This window comes from Knoellia flava TL1, assembly GCF_000768675.1.
GTDB lineage: Bacteria > Actinomycetota > Actinomycetes > Actinomycetales > Dermatophilaceae > Knoellia > Knoellia flava.
In genome coordinates this window covers 116,375-134,244 of the sequence record NZ_AVPI01000056.1, presented here as the reverse complement: position 1 = coordinate 134,244, position 17,870 = coordinate 116,375, and the positions used below count along the sequence as shown (strand labels likewise).

Genomic DNA, 17,870 nt, shown 5'->3' with positions numbered 1-17,870 from the left:
GCCGGCGGCGTGGCGTGGTCCTTGGCCTCGCGCTGGGCCTCGCCGGCCTGGTCGCGGGCCTCGGCCAGCGCCTGCGCCGGGTCGGGCAGCTCGGTCTGGTCGAACGGGGTCGACCCGTCGTCGGTCGGCTCCCACGTGTCGGAGTCGCCGTCGTCGAAGCCTCCTCCGCCCTCGCCGCGGCCGAGCGCTCCGCCGATGCCCTTGAGCGCGTCGGTGAGCTCGCTCGGGATGATCCACATCTTGTTGGAGTCGCCGCGGGCGATCTGGGGCAGGACCTGGAGGTACTGGTAGGCGAGGAGCTTCTGGGTCGGCTTGCCGCGGTGGATGGCGTCGAAGACCTGCTGGATGGCGCGGGCCTGTCCCTGGGCCTCGAGGACCCGGGCCTGGGCCGAACCCTCGGCGCGCAGGATCTGGCTCTGCTTCTCGCCCTCGGCGGTGAGGATGTTGGACTGCTTGACGCCCTCGGCGTTGAGGATCTGGGCGCGCCGCTCGCGCTCCGCCTTCATCTGCTTCTCCATCGACTCCTGGATCGACATCGGCGGGTCGATCGCCTTGAGCTCGACGCGGTTGACGCGGATACCCCACTTGCCGGTGGCCTCGTCGAGGACGCCGCGGAGCTGGGCGTTGATCTGGTCACGGCTCGTGAGGGTCTGCTCGAGGTCGAGCGAGCCGATGACGTTGCGGAGCGTGGTCACGGTGAGCTGCTCGATGCCCTGGATGAAGTTGGCGATCTCGTAGACGGCGGACTTCGCGTCGATGACCGAGTAGTAGATGACGGTGTCGATGTTGACGACGAGGTTGTCGCTCGTGATGACCGGCTGCGGCGGGAACGAGACCACCTGCTCACGCAGGTCGATGTTGGCGCGCACCTTGTCGACGAAGGGCACCAGGAAGTGGATCCCGCCCTCGAGGGTGCTGTGGTAGCGACCGAGCCGCTCGATGATGAGGGCGGTCTGCTGGGGCACGATCCGCACCGTGCGCATGAGCACGATGACGGCGAAGAGCAGAAGCAGCCCGAGGATGACGAGCTCGATCATGAGTTCTCCCTGCGATCAGTGACGATCTGGTCGGTCACGGTCTGGTCAGTGACGGTCGGGCGCGACGATGGCCGTCGCACCGTGGATGGCGATGACTCTGACGTCGTCGCCGGGCCGGAGGGCCTGCGAGCCCTCGGCGACCCGGGCGGACCACGTCTCCCCCGCGAGCTTGATCCGCCCGTCGGTGTCGGTGACGGTCTGGAGGACGCGTGCCTCGCGACCGACGAGGCCCGAGGCCCCGATGTGGTGGTCGTGCTCACCGTCGGTGAACTTGCGCTTGACGATGGGGCGCACGACGAAGAGCAGCAGGCCGGCGACGAGGATCGCCACGATCACCTGGACGGCGATGTTGCCGCCGAGCGCGGCGGCCAGGGCTCCGGCGAGCGCTCCCCCGGCGAACATGACGAAGACGAAGTCCACGGTCGCGGCCTCGATCGCCGCGAGGATGAGGGCCACGCCCACCCAGGCCACCCACGGGTTCTCGGTCAGCCACTCCATGACTCTCCCCTTCCGTCACCGTCGTCGTCGACGGGTTGTCCTGACAACGATCCAAGCCCAGTGTGCGTGCCCGTCACTGCGACCATGCGGTGAACCGCGAACCCCGCTGCTCCAGCCGCAGTGGCATGCCGAACGTGCGGCTGAGGTTCTCCGACGTCAGCGTGATCTCGATCGGCCCCTGCGCGACGACCTTGCCCTCACGCAGCAGGAGAACGTCGGTGAAGTTCGGCGGGATCTCCTCGACGTGGTGCGTGACGAGGACGAGCGCCGGAGCCATGATGTCGCCGGCGACCTCGCCGAGCCTGGCGACGAGGTCCTCGCGGCCACCGAGGTCGAGGCCGGCGGCCGGCTCGTCGAGGAGCATGAGCTCGGGGTCGGTCATGAGCGCCCGCGCGATCTGCACCCGCTTGCGCTCCCCCTCGGAAAGCGTGCCGAAGGTGCGGTCGACGAGGTGGTCGGCTCCGAGCGCGGTGAGGAGCTCGGCGGCGCGGGCGTGGTCGAGCGAGTCGTAGCTCTCGCGCCAGCGACCGACGACACCGTAGGAGGCGGTGACGACGACGTCCCCCACCCGCTCGTCACCGGGGATCCGCTCGGCGAGCGAGGCCGAGGCCAGGCCGATCCGGGGACGCAGCTCGAAGACGTCGACGGCGCCGAGGACCTCACCAAGGATGCCGACCACGCCACGGGTCGGGTGCATCCGGGCGGAGGCGAGCTGGAGGAGCGTGGTCTTGCCGGCGCCGTTGGGTCCGAGGACCACCCAACGCTGCCCCTCCTCGACCTCCCAGTCGACGTCGTCGAGGAGCGTGGTGTCGCCGCGGACGACGCCCACCCCGGCCAGCGCCAGCACATCGCTCATGACCCGAACCCTAGTTGAACCGTGCTTGCCTACGATGGCGGCATGCCCGAGCTGCCCGCCTCCGTCCGCATCGCCCTGTGGGTCACCTCCACGTGGCGCAGCGGAGGCACGCTCGAGTCCGCGATGGAGTCGGCGCTGCCCGACGTCGACGGGGTCGGCGACGGCGTCCGCGCCCTCGACCTCTGGCGCGACCTCGGGGAGCGCACGGTCCTCGTCGCGCTCCCGTCGAGCGGGGACCCCACGAGCCTGCCGCGGTGCGGCGCCGACGCGCTCGACGCCGCCGTCGAGGCCGAGGAGTGCCTTGTCGCACCGGGCCTCGGCGCCCTGCTCGTCCCGACGTGGTCGACCTTCGGCGCCCCCGGGGCGAGCGGCCCGGACACGGGCACGCGACTGGACTGGACGGCATACGACTGCGATCCGGTGCCGACCCACCGGGTCGAGGCGCTCGACCCCCGGGAGGCGACCCGCTCGCTCACGGCCAAGGTCCTCGAGGTCACCGAGCAGCTCGACGCCCTCGGCGGCCGGCCCTTCGACGCGGCGTCGGCGCGTGAGGCGATGCCGCGGGCCGGGCAGTGGGCCCTGCCCGACGACCTGCCGGGCCAGGCGCTGCGCGCGGTCACCTTCGCCGCGGCGATCAGCAGCGCAGCCGCGGCCGGTATCGACGGGCCGCAGGACGGACCCGACGGCTGGACGCAGCAGCGCCGGCTCGAGCTGCTCCGCGACCTGCGTCGCGTTGCAGAGCGCGCCCTCGCGGACGCGACGAACGCCGGCGTCTCAGCCGTCGCTCACCCGAGGACGTCGCGGTAGACGGAGAGGGTCTCATCGCCGATCCGGGCCCAGGAGAACGACTCCACGGCCCTGCGGCGTCCTGCCTCGCCGAAGCGGGCAGCCCGCTCCGGGTCGGAGACGGCCTCGTTGAGCGCGCCGGCGAGGTCGGCGACGAAACGGTCGGGGTCGACCGGCGTGCCCGAGCCGTCCTGCACCTGCTCGATGGGCACGAGCCAACCCGTCTCGCCGTCGACGACGACCTCGGGGATGCCGCCGGTCGCCGTCGCGACGACGGGCAGGTCGCAGGCCATCGCCTCGAGGTTGACGATGCCGAGCGGCTCGTAGACCGACGGGCACACGAAGACCGTCGCCGCCGACAGCATCGCGATGACCTCCGCGCGCGGCAGCATCTCGGGCACCCACACGACGCCGTCGCGCGTCTCGCGCAGCCCCGCGATGAGCTCCTCGACCTCGGCCTTGATCTCGGGGGTGTCCGGGGCCCCGGCGAGGAGGACGAGCTGGACCTCGGGCGGCAGCTCGGACGCCGCGCGGAGGAGGTAGGGCAGGCCCTTCTGGCGGGTGATCCGGCCGACGAAGACGACGCTCGGCCGGTCGGGGTCGACACCGTGGCGGCGGACGACGTCGGCGTCCTCGGCGCGCTTCCAGAGCTCGCTGTCGATGCCGTTGTGGACGACGCGGACCTTGGCCGGGTCGATGTCGGGGTAGCTCCGCAGGACGTCCTTGCGCATCCCGTCGCTCACCGCGATGACCGCGGCCGCACCCTCGTATGCCGTCCGCTCGATCCACGAGGACAGGCGGTAGCCGCCGCCGAGCTGCTCGGCCTTCCACGGCCGCATGGGCTCGAGGCTGTGGGCGCTGACGACGTGCGGGACGCCCTCGAGGAGAGAGGCCGTGTGGCCGGCGAAGTTCGCGTACCAGGTGTGGGAGTGCACGAGGTCCGTGCCGCCGCAGTCCGCAGCGATGGCGAGGTCGACGCCCATCGTCACGAGCGCCGCGTTGGCGCCCGACAGCGCGTCGAGGTCGGGGTAGCCGGTGGTGCCCTCCTCGTCGCGCGGCGGGCCGAACGCGCGGACCCGGACGTCGATGTCACCTCGTTCGCGCAGGGCCCGGGTCAGCTCGGCGACGTGCACCCCCGCCCCGCCGTAGATCGTCGGTGGGTACTCCTTGCTGAGGATGTCGACGCGCACGAGTCGACCCTAGCGCCGACCGACAGTCGGGGTGAGATGCCCGTCACATGAGGCGGTCCGGTCCACTAGGTTGGCCGCATGGCTTACCGCAGCGGTGGACCCAAGGTGCTCGTCATCGTTCTCGCAGGTGGGGAGGGCAAGCGGCTCATGCCCCTCACGGCCGACCGGGCCAAGCCGGCCGTGCCCTTCGGCGGCATCTACCGCCTCATCGACTTCGCGCTGAGCAACGTCGTCAACTCCGGCTACCTCAAGATCGTCGTGCTCACCCAGTACAAGTCGCACAGCCTCGACCGACACGTGACCAAGACGTGGCGCATGTCGACGATGCTCGGCAACTACGTCGCGCCGATCCCGGCGCAGCAGCGCATCGACAAGTCTTGGTACCAGGGCAGCGCCGACGCGATCTTCCAGAGCCTCAACACGATCACCGACGAGCGGCCCGACATCGTCGTCGTCGTCGGCGCCGACCACGTCTACCGCATGGACTTCTCGCAGATGGTCGACCAGCACGTTGAGTCCGGCGCCGGGGTGACCGTGGCCGCGATCCGCCAGCCGATCGGGATGGCCGACCAGTTCGGCGTCATCGAGGTCGAGGCCGACGACCACACCCGCATCAAGGCGTTCCGCGAGAAGCCGACCGACCCCGACGGCCTGCCCGACTCCCCCGACGAGATCCTCGCGTCGATGGGCAACTACGTCTTCGACGCCGACGTCCTCCAGGAGGCCGTCACCCGCGACTCCGAGGACGAGGACAGCACCCACGACATGGGCGGCGACATCGTGCCCGCGCTCGTCAAGGAGGGCTCCGCCTACACCTACGACTTCAAGAAGAACGTCATCCCGGGCGGCACCGAGCGCGACCAGGGCTACTGGCGCGACGTCGGGACGATCGACTCCTACTTCGACGCGCACATGGACCTCATCTCGATCCACCCGGTCTTCAGCCTCTACAACTACGACTGGCCGCTCTACACGAGCTACGGGCCCTACCCGCCGGCGAAGTTCGTCCACGGGGCGTCCGGCCGCTTCGGCGAGGCACTGAGCTCGATGGTCTCCCCCGGCGTCATCATCAGCGGTGCCCGCGTCAACGCCTCCGTGGTCTCCCCCGACGTGCGCGTCCACAGCTACACCGAGGTCGACGACTCGGTGATCCTCGACGGCGTCGAGATCGGCCGCAACTGCCGGGTCCGCCGGGCCATCATCGACAAGAACGTCCGCCTCCCCGAGGGCACGACGATCGGCATCGACGTCGACCGCGACAAGGAGCGTGGCTTCACCGTCACCGAGTCCGGCATCACCGTGGTGGGCAAGGGCACGGTCATCGAGCCGTGACGAGGGCGCGGGTCGGGGTCCAGCTCCAGCCGCAGCACGCGGCATACGACGACATCCGGCGCACGTGCGCGCAGCTCGAGGAGCTCGGGGTCGACGTCCTCTTCAACTGGGACCACTTCTTCCCGTTGAACGGCGACCCCGACGGCGCCCACTTCGAGTGCTGGACGATGCTCGGCGCCTGGGCCGAGGCGACCGAACGCGTCGAGATCGGCGCGCTCGTCACGTGCAACTCGTACCGCAACCCCGACCTGCTCGCCGACATGGCGCGCACCGTCGACCACATCTCGGCCCGCGGCGGTGAAGGTCGGCTCATCCTCGGCATCGGGTCGGGCTGGTTCGAGCGCGACTACGACGAGTACGGCTACGAGTTCGGCCGCGCCGGCACCCGCCTCGACGCCCTCGACCGCGACCTCCCGCGCATCAAGAGCCGTTGGGAGCGGCTCAACCCGGCACCGACCCGACGCATCCCGGTCCTCGTCGGTGGGGGCGGTGAGCAGAAGACCCTGCGGATCGTCGCGGAGCAGGCCGACATCTGGCACGGCTTCGGCGGCGCCGAGACGATCGCCCACAAGCACGAGGTCCTCGACGACTGGTGCGCCCGCGTCGGCCGCGACCCCGCCACGATCGAGCGCTCGGCCGGCGTGGCGATGCGGCCGGGCAGGTTCCCCGAGGACGTGGCGGACTACGCGTCGAACGCCGACGCCCTGTATGCCGTCGGCACGCGCCTGTTCACCCTCGGCCTCAGCGGTCCCTACGCCGACCTCGGTCCGGTCCGTGATCTGCTCTCGTGGCGCGACGGGGTGAACTCCTAGCCTGTGCGCGTGACCCCGGAGCCCACAGCCACGCCCGCACGCGTCCCCACGCCAGCAACGTCATCGACCGACGATGCCCCCACCCTGCTCGTCACCCTCACGGGCGACGACCGGCCGGGCGTGACCAGTGCACTCTTCGACGCCGTGGCCCCGACGGGCGCGCTCGTCCTCGACCTCGAGCAGGTCGTCGTCCGTGGTCAGCTGACGTTGGCGGTGCTGCTCGCGCCCGGTGGTTACCTCAGCGACCTGCGCGACGTCGTCGAGGGGGTCGGGGAGCGGCTGGGCCTCGCCGTGAACGTCGTCGAGGGACGCGGTGACAACCGCAACCGCCGCACGGGTCGGGCCGCGGTCGTCGTCCTCGGGGCGCCGTTGGGTGCGACGGCCGTCGCCGCCGTGTCGCGTTCGGTCGCCGCGCACGGGGCCAACATCGACCGCATCCGTCGCCTCTCGCGCTATCCGGTGACGACCCTCGAGCTCGACGTCAGCGGGGCCGACCTCGACTCCATGCGCCGCGAGCTCGCGCTCGTCGCGGCGCACGAGAAGGTTGACATCGCCGTCTCGCCGTCCGGCCTCGCCCGGCGCGGTCGCCGGCTCGTCGTCATGGACGTCGACTCGACGCTCATCCAGGACGAGGTCATCGAGCTGCTGGCCCGCCATGCCGGGCGCGAGCAGGAGGTCGCCGCCGTCACGGAGCGCGCGATGGCCGGCGAGCTCGACTTCGCGGAGAGCCTGCATGCGAGGGTCGCGACGCTCGAAGGGCTCGACGCGTCCGTGCTCGCCGCCGTGCGCGACTCGGTGCGGCTCACCCCGGGCGCACGCACCCTCGTGCGGACCCTCAAGCGGCTCGGGTTCACCGTCGCGCTGGTGTCCGGTGGGTTCATCGAGATCGTCCAACCCATCGCCGACGAGCTCGACATCGACCACGCCCGCGCCAACCGCCTCGAGATCGTCGACGGTCGGCTCACGGGTCGGGTCCTCGGCGACGTCGTCGACCGCCAGGGCAAGGCCAGCGCACTGCGCGAGTTCGCCGCTCTCGCCGGGCTGCCGCTCGCCCGCACGGTCGCCATCGGCGACGGCGCCAACGACCTCGACATGCTCGGCACGGCCGGGCTGGGGATCGCCTTCAACGCGAAGCCCGTCGTGCGGGAACAGGCCGACACGGCCGTCAACGTCCCCTATCTCGACGCCGTCCTGCACCTGCTCGGGATCACCCGCGAGGAGATCGAGGAGGCCGACGACGCCGACGGCACCCCGACGCCCGCGCCTTCAACCCCGCACGACTGACACCTCGTAGGCTGGCCCAATGCCCCGCTACCCGTCCGCGACCCCAACGCTCTTCATCATCGGGGGCGCCGAGGACCGTGTCGGCCGGGCCGCCCTCCTGAGGCGCTTCGTTCGGATCTCGGGTGGCCGCAAGGCCCGTCTGGTGGTCATCCCGACCGCGTCGTCCTTCCAAGACGAGGTCGTCGCCTCCTACACCGAGGTCTTCACCCGGTTCGGCGTCGAGAGCGTCGACGTCGTCAACCCGCAGTCGCGACGCGACGCCCAGGACACCGACGCCGTCGCCCTCATCGACAATGCGACCGGCGTCTTCATGAGCGGCGGGTCGCAGCTGCGGCTCTCCCAGTTCTTCCCGGGCACGCCCTTGGGCGATGCCCTGCATCGTGCACACGCCCGTGGCACCGTCGTCGCCGGCACGTCCGCCGGCGCGTCGATCATGAGCGAGTTCATGATCTCGATGGGCGACGAGGGCATCACACCCGTCCAGCGCGCCAGCCAGATCAGCGCCGGGCTGGGCCTGCTCAAGGGCGTCATCGTCGACCAGCACTTCGCCCAGAGGTCGCGCTACGGTCGGCTCATGTCCGTCGTCGCGTCCTCGCCGAGCCTGCTGGGGATCGGCATCGACGAGGACACGGCGATCGAGGTCGTCGACGGGGCGCGCTTCACCGTGCACGGTCGCGGGGGTGTCACCGTCATCGACTGCCGCGACGTCACGACCGACGCACCGGACGCGCGCCGGGGGGCACCACTGCTCGTCTCGGGGGCCGTGATCCACAACCTTCCCGCCGGGGCCACCTTCGACCTGGCGACGGCCACGCTCGTCGAGTTCGTCGAGCAGCACCCCGACGTCGGCGCATCGCTCGCCGCCAGCTCCACCGACTGACGCCCGACCGCAAGGACCACCCACCCCACACTGAGGAGTCCGATGTCCGAGGACCGCCCGACCCCCACCGGCCCGGCCGCACCCGAGCTCACCATCGTCGAGTCCCGTGTCTACCGCGGCGGCAACGTCTGGTCGTACGACCCGGCGATCCACCTCGTCGTCGACCTCGGCATCCTCGAGCAGTACCCGACCAACCTCATCGACGGGTTCACCGACCGGCTCGTCGAGCTCCTTCCCGGTCTCGAGAACCACACGTGCTCGCGCGGGGTCAAGGGCGGCTTCATCGAGCGCATGCGCGAGGGCACCTGGCTCGGCCACGTGAGCGAGCACATCGCGCTGCAGCTCCAGCAGGAGGCGGGCCACGACCAGCGTCGAGGCAAGACGCGCCAGGTGAAGGGCGTGCCGGGCCGCTACAACGTCATCTACGGCTACTCCGACGAGGGCGTGGGCCTCGCCGCGGGGACGCTCGCGGTGCGCCTCGTCAACCACCTCGTGCAGGAGGAGGAGGGCTTCGACTTCGACGAGGCGCTCGAGAGCTTCCTCAAGCGCGCCGAGCGGACCGCCTTCGGCCCGTCGACGGCCGCGATCCTCGAGGAGGCGGTGAGCCGCGACATCCCCTACATCCGGCTCAACAGCGCCAGCCTCGTCCAGCTCGGGCAAGGCGTGCACGCCCAGCGCATCCGGGCGACGATGACCTCGAAGACCGGGGCTCTCGCCGTCGACATCGCCTCCGACAAGGACCTCACGACCAAGCTGCTCGGGTCCGCCGGCCTTCCCGTGCCCAAGCAGGAGACGGTGCGCGGCCCCAACGACGCCGTCGCGGCCGCCCGCAGGATCGGCTTCCCCGTCGTCGTCAAGCCGCTCGACGGCAACCACGGGCGTGGCGTGTGCCTCGACCTCCAGAGTGACGACGAGGTGCGCGAGGCGTTCGAGGTCGCCCGCGAGCAGTCGCGCCGCGGCTACGTCATCGTCGAGTCCTTCGTCACCGGCAAGGACTACCGCTGCCTCATCGTCGGCGGCCGGATGCAGGCGATCGCCGAGCGCGTGCCGGCCCACGTCGTCGGCGACGGCGAGCACACCGTCGCCGAGCTCGTCGACATCACGAACTCCGACCCCCGCCGCGGCGTGGGGCACGAGAAGGTCCTCACCCGCATCAAGGTCGACCGCGCCGCCGAGGGGCTCGTGCGCGACCAGGGCTTCGAGATGGACGCCGTCCCGCCGCAGGGCACCATGGTCAAGCTCGCCCTCACCGGCAACATGTCGACCGGCGGCATCTCGGTCGACCGCACCTTCGACGCCCACCCCGACAACGTCGAGATCGCCGAGGAGGCCGCCCGCATGGTCGGGCTCGACGTCGCCGGCATCGACTTCATCTGTCCCGACATCGCCTCCCCCGTGCGCGAGACCGGCGGCGCCATCTGCGAGGTCAACGCCGCCCCGGGTTTCCGGATGCACACGCACCCCACCATCGGCGAGCCGCAGTTCATCGCCCGGCCCGTGGTCGACCTGCTCTTCCCGCCCGGCGCGCCCTCGCGCGTGCCGATCGTCGCGGTCACCGGCACCAACGGCAAGACGACGACGTCGCGGATGATCGCCCACATCATGAAGGGCGTCGGCCGCAAGGTCGGCATGACGTCGACCGACGGCATCGTCGTCGACGAGCGCCTGGTCTTCAAGGCCGACGCGTCCGGCCCGAAGTCCGCCCGCATGGTCCTGCAGAACCCGCGCGTCGACTTCGCCGTCATGGAGGTGGCGCGGGGAGGCATCCTGCGCGAGGGCCTCGGCTACGACCGCAACGACGTCGCCGTCGTCACCAACATCGCACCCGACCACCTCGGGCTGCGCGGCATCGAGACCGTCGAGCAGCTCGCGGACGTCAAGGCCGTCATCGTCGAGGCGGTGCCGCGCAACGGCTTCGCCGTCCTCAACGCCGACGACAAGCTCGTCCGCAAGATGCGCCGCAAGTGCTCCGGCTCGGTCGTCTGGTTCACGATGTCCGCCCCGGGCACCCCGGTGCGCGACTTCGTCGATGACCACTGCCGCCGCGGCGGTCGCGCCGTCGTCCTCGAGCCTTCCGACAAGGGCGACATGATCGTCATCCGCCACGGCCGCCGCGCGATGCAGCTGGCGTGGACCCACCTCCTCCCCGCGACCTTCGGCGGGACGGCGATGTTCAACGTCGCCAACGCCATGGCGGCCGCCGGTGCGGCCTTCGCCGTGGGCACCGGCCTGCACGAGATCCGTCAGGGCCTGCGGACGTTCTCGACGAGCTACTACCTCTCCCCCGGCCGCATGAACCAGGTCAACGTCAACAACATCGACGTCATCGTCGACTACTGCCACAACGCTCCCGGCATGAAGGTCCTCGGCGAGTTCGTCGAGCGCTACGCCGACGCCAAGGCGGGCTCGAGCGACCTCGGCAAGATCTCGCGGCTCGGCGTCATCGCCACTGCCGGCGACCGGCGCGACGAGGACATGCGCGAGCTCGGCACCCTCGCGGCCCAGCACTTCGACGTCATCGTCGTGCGTGAGGACGAGCGCCTGCGCGGCCGCAAGCCCGGCGAGACGGCCGGCCACGTGGCCGAGGGTGCCAAGGCCGCGATGGCCGAGGGCGCGCGCTGCCGTCAGGTCGAGATCGTCACCGACGAGCTCTCGGCCGTGCGCCACGTCATGGCCCGCGCCAACCCCGGCGACATCGTCGTCGTCTGCGTCGACCAGCACGGCGTCGTCATGAACGAGCTCGAGACGATGACGAAGCAGGCGCAGCCCGGCACCCGCACCGCCGACTCGCTCGCCGACCCGGACCTCGACCCGAGCACCCTCTCGGCCGAGGCGCAGGTCAGCGGCGAGGAGGCCACCGACCAGGACCTCGCCGACCACGACCTCGGAGAGGTCGACCCCGAGGCGGCGGCCCACGCAGGCTCGACCACGCAGTGACCAGGGAGACCGCCCGACCCGTCCGCGGGTCGGGCGTCTCTCGCCGTCATCCGGCGGCGGGAGACGACATGGGCGTCACCTCACGCCCTGCTCCAGCTCCTTCGCGTATGCCGTGAGCGAGCGCCGGTAGCGCAGCACGTCCTCGTCGGTGCTCGCCTGAGCGACGACCGACAGCAGCCCGCCGAGCGCGTCGGCCGACCGACCCGCCGAGTGCAGGGCGAGGGCGCGGAAGGCAGCGACGCCGACCGACTCGGGACGGTCGGCGGCGAGCTCGTCGAGCAGGCGCACGGCCTCCTCGTGCTCGCCGACGTTGCGCAGCGAGGACGCGAGCTGGATGACGGCCCGGTGGTGGAAGGGCTCACGCAGACCGATGTCGAGCGCCTCGCGGTAGAGCTCGACGGCCCGCTGCTCCTGCCCGGCCGAGTCGAAGGTGCCGGCGTACTCGTAGGTGATCCGGGAGTCGCCGGGGTAGGCCGCGTGCAGGCGCGCAGCGGTCTCGATGCGCCGGTCCGCGTCCTCGTCGGCCCAGAGCTCGGCGATGGCCTCCTCGGCCTCGTGCTCACCGCGGGAGGCGATGACCTTGCGGCGGATGTCCGCCGCGTCGTCGGCGACCGCACCGATCTCGGCGAGCCAGTCGTAGATCGCCTGCCGCTCGGCATGGCACATGATCGCGACGACGTCACCGTCGTGCGCGGCCTCGACGAGCGCCTGCAGCCCGGCGAGCTCGGTCGTGTAGGACGCGATGTCGGCCACTCCCGCCCGCTGCAGCCCGATCCGGAGGTGGCTCTCGAGCTCCTCCATCGAGCGGCCGCGCAGGTAGTGCGCCTTGTGCGCGGCGACGACGTGGTCGGCCCGGTGCCCCGCGATCTCGCCGAGGTTCTCGAGGATCTCGTCGGTGCGGTCGCCGGCGGCGCCGAGGCCCAGGTGGATCCGCGAGCCGGGCGCCACGAGCCCCTCGGCGACGTCCATGAGCGCTTCGAGCCCGGCCTCGTTGTGCGCGAGGTCGACGACGACGGTGCACTGGCCGCCGAGCCCAGCCGTCGCCGTGTAGGTGTTCATGCGGCCCGGGTTGAGCGAGGCGTCGGGACGGAACGAGCGCAGGCCCTCGACGACCGCGTCGCGGTCGATGCCGAGCCCGAGCGCGGCCGCAGCCGCGGCGAGGACGTTGGCGACGTTGTGCCGCGACAGGCCGCTGATCGTCATCGGGATGTCGACGATCGGGACGAGACGGTCCGGCATACCCGACTCGCTGAGCACGGTGACGTGGTCGTCGAGGACGGTGATCGCTCGTCCCCCGGCACCGAGCGACTCACGGATCGCCGGCGAGTTCGGGTCGAGCGTGAAGACCCACGGCTTCGCGGGAGAGCCGGTGCGCATCGCCCAGACGCGGGGGTCGTCACCGTTGAGGACGGTCCACCCCTCGGGGCGCGTGGCGCGCGTGATGATCGCCTTGACCTCAGCGAGCTGGTCGACAGTGTCGACGCCGTGGAGACCGAGGTGGTCGGCCGAGACGTTGGTGACCACGGAGACGTCGTTGTGCGACACCCCGAGGCCCTTGAGGAGCATGCCGCCGCGCGCGGTCTCGAGGATCCCGATTTCGACGCCGGGCGCACCCAGCACGCCGCGGGCACCGGCCGGTCCGGAGAAGTCGCCCGCCTCGACCATCTCGCCGTGGTCGACGACGCCGTCCGTCGAGCTCCACGCCGTGTGCTTGCCGGCCGTCATGGCGATGTGGGCGAGCAGGCGGGTCGTCGACGTCTTGCCGTTGGTGCCGGTCACCGACGCCACGGGGATCCGGGGCGTGACGATCCGCGGCGGCGGGCCGTCCGGCGCGGACCGGACGAGCTCGGCCTGCTGCTCGACGACGTCGTCACCGCGCAGCCACGCCTCGAGCACCGGTGCCACGGACTCGCCGAGGGCCTGCGCCGAGCCGCGCCGGCGCCAGACGAACGACACGACGACGACCGACAGCTCGGTGCCGGGCCGCGACCGGACGCCGAGCCGGCTTGTGCCCGACGCGCGGGACACCTGCCGCACAGCGCGTTCGGCCAGTCGCGCGACGACCCGCTGACGCTGCTCGGTGTGCGGGTCGCCCACCTGGGCGCCGCCGAGTCCTGCCGTGCGAGCGACGCGGCCGAGCGTCTCACGGTCGGCGTCGACGTATGGCGTGAGGTCGAGCGTGACCTTGGCCGCCGGCCTCGGGAAGTAGAGGTTGGGCCCCTCGAGGACCCGGACCTCGGTTGCGGTCACGGCAGGTGCGGTGTGCAGGTCGCTGGTCACCCGGCGAGCCTAGTTGTCCTCCCGGACTCAGATGCCCATCGCGTGGACGCCACCGTCGACGTGGACGATCTCGCCCGTCGTCGCGGGGAACCAGTCGGACAACAGGGCGGCGCACGCCTTCGCCGCCGGCACGGCGTCGTTGACGTCCCAGCCCAGCGGTGCCCGCTCGTCCCACGAGTCCTCGAAGGTCTGGAACCCCGGGATCGACTTCGCGGCCGTGGTCCGGATCGGCCCGGCAGCGACGAGGTTGCAGCGCACGCCCTTGGGACCGAGGTCGCGAGCGAGGTAGCGGTTGGTGGATTCGAAGGCGGCCTTGGCCACACCCATCCAGTCGTAGACGGGCCAGGCGAACTTCGCGTCGAACGTCAGGCCGACCACCGACGAGCCGGGCGACATGAGCGGCAGCGCGGCGACGGCGAGCGACTTGAGCGAGTAGGCCGATGCGTGCATCGCCGTCGACACGTCCTCGAAGGTCCCCTCGAGGAAGTTGAAGGCGCCCTGCGGCGCGAAGCCGATCGAGTGCAGCACACCGTCGAGCCCGTCGACGTGCTCGCGCAGGCGCTCGGCAAGGGTGTCGAGGTGCTCGGTGTCGGTGACGTCGAGCTCGACCACCGGCGGCGTCGTCGGCAGCCGCTTGGCGATGGTCGACGTGATCTTCATCGTCCGCCCGAAGGACGTGAGCACGACCTCGGCTCCCTGCTCCTGCGCCAGCTTGGCGACGTGGAAGGCGATCGAGGAGTCCATGAGGACTCCCGTGATGAGCAGCTTCTTGCCCTCGAGCAGCATCGGTGTCGTTCTCCTGGGTGAGGTGGGGGTGGAGGTGGTCAGTGGCCCATGCCGAGGCCGCCGTCGACGGGGATCACGGCCCCGCTGACGTAGGCCGCGTCGTCGGACGCCAGGAAGCGGACGACCGCTGCGACCTCGCTCGCCTGCGCGAAGCGTCCAGCCGGTATGCCGGCCTTGTAGGTCTTCTGCGTCTCCGCCGGCAGCGCGGCGGTCATGTCGGTCTCGATGAAGCCGGGCGCGACGACGTTGGCCGTGATCCCGCGACCGCCGAGCTCACGGGTGACCGATCGGGCGAGACCGACGAGCGCGGCCTTGCTCGCGGCGTAGTTGGCCTGGCCCGGACCGCCGTAGAGACCGACGACGCTGGAGATGAGGATGATCCGGCCGCCGCGGGCCTTGATCATGCCGGTGCTCGCCCGGCGCACGCACCGGAAGGTCCCGGCGAGGTTGGTGTCGATGACGGCGTCGAAGTCCTCGTCGCTCATCCGCATGAGCAGACCGTCCTTGGTGATGCCCGCGTTGGCGACGAGCACCTGCACCGGACCGCCGAAGATCTCCTCCGCGGCGGTGAAGGCCGCGTCCACCGAGGCCGTGTCGGTGACATCGCAGGTCACGGCCTGCAGCCCGTCGGGCGCCTGCCCGTTGCGGCTCGTGACGATGACCTCGTCCCCGGCGTCGGCGAAGGCCTTGGCGATCGCCAGACCGATCCCTCGGTTGCCCCCGGTCACAAGGACGTTGCGTGCGTGGCTCATGGCGCCCGACGCTAGTGGACTACCCATGGGTAGCCCGCATCGCCTCGGCGGTGCGTCCGTGGCTCAGGAGTCGTTCAGGAAGCCGACGTACAGTGAGTTCGTGAGCACGGCCCGCCGATCCGACCCGAGCGTCCAGTCCGTCACGACTGCGCCGCGCAAGGCAGCCGACGACCTCAACGCCCGGATGAGGCAGTACCTCGTGACCATGGCCATCCGCACCGGCTGCTTCGTGCTCGCCTTCCTCACCTCCGGATGGGTGCGCTGGACGTCGGTCGCGCTGGCAGTCGTCCTGCCCTACGTCGCGGTCGTCTTCGCCAACGCGCGCTCACCCCGGGCGGCCGGCCGGCTCGCACGGGTCACCCCGCAGGACCCGCACCGACGCCAGATCGACCGGTGACCTGCAGCGCCAAGGGGTGCCGTCTCGAGGCGACATGGGCCCTCCTGTGGAACAACCCCCGCCTGCACACGCCGGAGCGGCGCAAGGTGTGGCTCGCGTGCGACGAGCACTGCGTCACCCTCGGCGACTTCCTCTCGCTGCGCGGCTTCCTCCGCGAGAACGTGCCGGTCGACGAGATCCCCGCCGACGCCGGCTGACGTCCTCGGGTTAGCCGCCGATCGCACTCATGGGCCGCAGCGGCTGGACGAAGTCCTCGCTACCGATCCCGTGCCCCTTGGCCTTGCGCCACATCTCACCGGTGATGAGGTCGGCGAGCTCGGCGTCGCTCACGCCCTCGCGCATCGGCCCGCGCAGGTCGGTCTCGCGCTGCGAGAAGAGGCAGTTGCGCACCTGCCCGTCGGCCGTGAGCCGGGTCCGGTCGCAGGCACCGCAGAAGGGCGCCGTGACGCTGGCGACGATGCCGACCGTCGCGGGTCCACCGTCGACGAGGAACCGCTCGGCCGGGGCGCTCCCCCGCTCGGCGGCGGGCAGCGGGGTGATGACGAACCTCTCCGAGAGCCGCTCGCGGATCTCGTCCGACGAGATCATCGTCGAGGCGTCCCACCCGTGCTGCGCGTCGAGCGGCATCTGCTCGATGAACCGCAGCTCGTAGCCGCGCTCGAGGCACCAGGCGAGCAGGTCGGCCACCGAGGTGTCGTTGACTCCCCGCATCGCGACGGCGTTGACTTTGACGGGGGTGAGACCGGCCTCGCGTGCCGCCTCGAGCCCGGCCTCGACGTCCGCCAGCCGGTCGCGGCGGGTGAGGGCCGCGAACTCGGCGGGGTCGACCGTGTCGAGGCTGACGTTGACCCTGTCGAGACCGGCCGCCGCGAGGGGCGCGGCGAGGCGGTCGAGGCCCACGCCGTTCGTCGTCATCGCGATGCGCGGGCGCGGATCCAGGGCCGCGATCCGCCCGACGAGGTCGACGAGCGAGCGGCGGAGCAACGGCTCGCCCCCGGTCAGTCGCACCTGCTCGACGCCGAGTCCGACGAAGATCCCGACGAGCCGGACGAGCTCGTCGTCGGTGAGCATCTCGGGCTTGGCGAGCCACGGCAGTCCCTCGGCGGGCATGCAGTAGCGGCAACGAAGGTTGCACCGGTCGGTCACCGAGACGCGCAGGTCGCGCGCGACCCGACCGTGGCGGTCCGCGAGACGTGCGGTGTGCGGGGCGGCGGACATGCCCTCAGCGTATGCCGGGTAGCGTGACGCGCGTGTTACGGCGCCTGCTCACCCCTCGTTGGCTGGGGGCGCTGGCACTCGCCGCGCTGTATGCATTCGGCGCCTACCAGCTGGGCCACTGGCAGTACGGCCGGCACGAGTTCAAGGTCGAGCGCAACGCGCTCCTCGACGCCCACTACCGGGCGGACCCCGTCCCCGCCACGACGGTGCTCGACGACGACCCGGTCGACCGGGCGAAGGACGACTGGACCCGCGTGAGCGCCGAGGGTCGTTACGACGGTGCGCAGGTCCTCGTCCGCAACCGGCCCAACAACAATGTCTTCGGCTACGAGGTCCTCGCTCCCCTCGTGCTCGCCGACGGACGCACCGTGGTCGTCGACCGCGGGTGGGTCCCCAACTCCGAACGCGGCGCATCGGTCCGGCCGGTCGTGCCGGAGGCGCCTGCCGGTGAGGTCTCCGTCGTGGGGTGGGTGCGTCCGTTGGAGACCACCCAGCGCAAGACCCTTCCCGAGGGGCAGGTCGCGAGCATCAGCCGACCCGACGTCGAGAGGGCGTGGGGGCGGGAGGTCCTCGACGGCTACCTCGTCCTCGACACCGAGCGCGCTGCGGACGGTTCGACACCGGCCCGGCCGCAGCCGCTCGAGCGCCCGGACCGGAGTCTCGGCCCGCACCAGGCCTATGCGTTCCAGTGGTGGCTGTCGATGCCGGTCGGGCTGCTGCTCATCTGGCTGGGGATCCGGCGAGAGCTTCGAGAGGAGATCCCCGGTCGGCCCGCCAAGCCCAAGAAGGTCCGCATCTGGGACGAGGAGGACTACTAGCCAGCCC

17 protein-coding genes are annotated in these 17,870 nt (G+C 71.3%); 9 read left to right on the top strand and 8 right to left on the bottom strand.

Annotation, left to right across the window (positions count from 1 at the left end; all coding sequences use genetic code 11):
• From N798_RS14700 to N798_RS14690, 3 genes are all read right to left on the bottom strand, one after another.
• Positions 1–1,037 (bottom strand): SPFH domain-containing protein (locus N798_RS14700; RefSeq protein ID WP_035949753.1); only part of this gene is annotated, 1,037 nt, incomplete at its 3' end.
• A 45-nt stretch (positions 1,038–1,082) separates the two neighbouring features.
• Positions 1,083–1,535, bottom strand: coding sequence for an NfeD family protein (locus N798_RS14695; protein WP_035949752.1), 453 nt, complete (start codon positions 1,533–1,535; stop codon positions 1,083–1,085).
• A gap of 73 nt (positions 1,536–1,608) precedes the next feature.
• Positions 1,609–2,391 carry an ABC transporter ATP-binding protein gene (locus N798_RS14690; protein ID WP_035949750.1) on the bottom strand — a complete coding sequence of 261 codons (783 nt, stop codon included), beginning with the start codon at positions 2,389–2,391 and terminating at the stop codon, positions 1,609–1,611.
• A gap of 42 nt (positions 2,392–2,433) precedes the next feature.
• On the opposite strand from N798_RS14690, the gene N798_RS14685 reads away from it, so the two are divergent.
• Positions 2,434–3,198 (top strand): hypothetical protein, encoded by a 765-nt coding sequence (locus N798_RS14685; protein WP_035949816.1) that lies wholly within the window; start codon positions 2,434–2,436, stop codon positions 3,196–3,198.
• Here N798_RS14685 and glgA read toward each other — a convergent pair.
• On the bottom strand, positions 3,177–4,367 hold the full coding sequence (gene glgA / locus N798_RS14680; RefSeq protein WP_035949747.1) for a glycogen synthase: 1,191 nt from the start codon (positions 4,365–4,367) through the stop codon (positions 3,177–3,179). The two genes, N798_RS14685 and glgA, sit on opposite strands and share 22 nt — an antisense overlap.
• 78 nt (positions 4,368–4,445) lie before the next feature.
• On the opposite strand from glgA, the gene glgC reads away from it, so the two are divergent.
• Genes glgC through cphA form a run of 5 tightly spaced genes read left to right on the top strand, consistent with a single transcriptional unit; the run spans position 4,446 to position 11,612 of the window.
• Positions 4,446–5,699: a glucose-1-phosphate adenylyltransferase gene (gene glgC / locus N798_RS14675; RefSeq protein ID WP_035949745.1), complete on the top strand. Its 1,254-nt coding sequence runs from the start codon at positions 4,446–4,448 to the stop codon at positions 5,697–5,699.
• Positions 5,696–6,511, top strand: a complete 816-nt coding sequence (locus N798_RS14670) for an LLM class F420-dependent oxidoreductase (protein ID WP_035949743.1) — start codon at positions 5,696–5,698, stop codon at positions 6,509–6,511. The genes glgC and N798_RS14670 overlap by 4 nt, the downstream gene beginning before the upstream one ends.
• Before the next feature lie 9 nt (positions 6,512–6,520).
• The gene (serB, locus tag N798_RS14665; RefSeq protein ID WP_052117399.1) at positions 6,521–7,795 is read left to right on the top strand and encodes a phosphoserine phosphatase SerB; all 1,275 of its coding nucleotides are present in this window, start codon (positions 6,521–6,523) and stop codon (positions 7,793–7,795) included.
• 19 nt (positions 7,796–7,814) lie between these two features.
• Positions 7,815–8,675: a cyanophycinase gene (locus N798_RS14660; RefSeq protein WP_035949741.1), complete on the top strand. Its 861-nt coding sequence runs from the start codon at positions 7,815–7,817 to the stop codon at positions 8,673–8,675.
• A 42-nt stretch (positions 8,676–8,717) separates the two neighbouring features.
• Positions 8,718–11,612: a cyanophycin synthetase gene (gene cphA / locus N798_RS14655; RefSeq protein WP_035949739.1), complete on the top strand. Its 2,895-nt coding sequence runs from the start codon at positions 8,718–8,720 to the stop codon at positions 11,610–11,612.
• A 75-nt stretch (positions 11,613–11,687) separates the two neighbouring features.
• Here cphA and N798_RS14650 read toward each other — a convergent pair whose 3' ends face one another.
• From N798_RS14650 to fabG, 3 genes are read right to left on the bottom strand one after another with little or no spacing between them, the layout of a single operon-like run.
• Positions 11,688–13,892, bottom strand: coding sequence for a tetratricopeptide repeat protein (locus N798_RS14650; protein ID WP_052117391.1), 2,205 nt, complete (start codon positions 13,890–13,892; stop codon positions 11,688–11,690).
• Positions 13,893–13,919: 27 nt separating this feature from the next.
• Positions 13,920–14,678 (bottom strand): enoyl-ACP reductase FabI, encoded by a 759-nt coding sequence (gene fabI / locus N798_RS14645; protein WP_035949736.1) that lies wholly within the window; start codon positions 14,676–14,678, stop codon positions 13,920–13,922.
• Between the two features lie 38 nt (positions 14,679–14,716).
• Positions 14,717–15,430 carry a 3-oxoacyl-ACP reductase FabG gene (gene fabG, locus N798_RS14640; RefSeq protein WP_035949734.1) on the bottom strand — a complete coding sequence of 238 codons (714 nt, stop codon included), beginning with the start codon at positions 15,428–15,430 and terminating at the stop codon, positions 14,717–14,719.
• 100 nt (positions 15,431–15,530) lie between these two features.
• Here fabG and N798_RS14635 point away from each other — a divergent pair, with 100 nt between their 5' ends.
• Together N798_RS14635 and N798_RS14630 are read left to right on the top strand one after the other, a co-directional pair.
• The gene (locus N798_RS14635) at positions 15,531–15,827 is read left to right on the top strand and encodes a DUF3099 domain-containing protein (RefSeq protein WP_035949732.1); all 297 of its coding nucleotides are present in this window, start codon (positions 15,531–15,533) and stop codon (positions 15,825–15,827) included.
• Positions 15,824–16,024: a hypothetical protein gene (locus N798_RS14630; RefSeq protein WP_035949730.1), complete on the top strand. Its 201-nt coding sequence runs from the start codon at positions 15,824–15,826 to the stop codon at positions 16,022–16,024. The genes N798_RS14635 and N798_RS14630 overlap by 4 nt, the downstream gene beginning before the upstream one ends.
• A 10-nt stretch (positions 16,025–16,034) precedes the next feature.
• Here N798_RS14630 and moaA read toward each other — a convergent pair whose 3' ends face one another.
• The gene (gene moaA / locus N798_RS14625) at positions 16,035–17,045 is read right to left on the bottom strand and encodes a GTP 3',8-cyclase MoaA (RefSeq protein WP_035949729.1); all 1,011 of its coding nucleotides are present in this window, start codon (positions 17,043–17,045) and stop codon (positions 16,035–16,037) included.
• Positions 17,046–17,077: 32 nt separating this feature from the next.
• Here moaA and N798_RS14620 point away from each other — a divergent pair, with 32 nt between their 5' ends.
• Complete coding sequence (locus N798_RS14620) at positions 17,078–17,863, top strand: SURF1 family cytochrome oxidase biogenesis protein (RefSeq protein WP_035949810.1); 786 nt, start codon at positions 17,078–17,080, stop codon at positions 17,861–17,863.
• Positions 17,864–17,870: the final 7 nt, after the last annotated feature.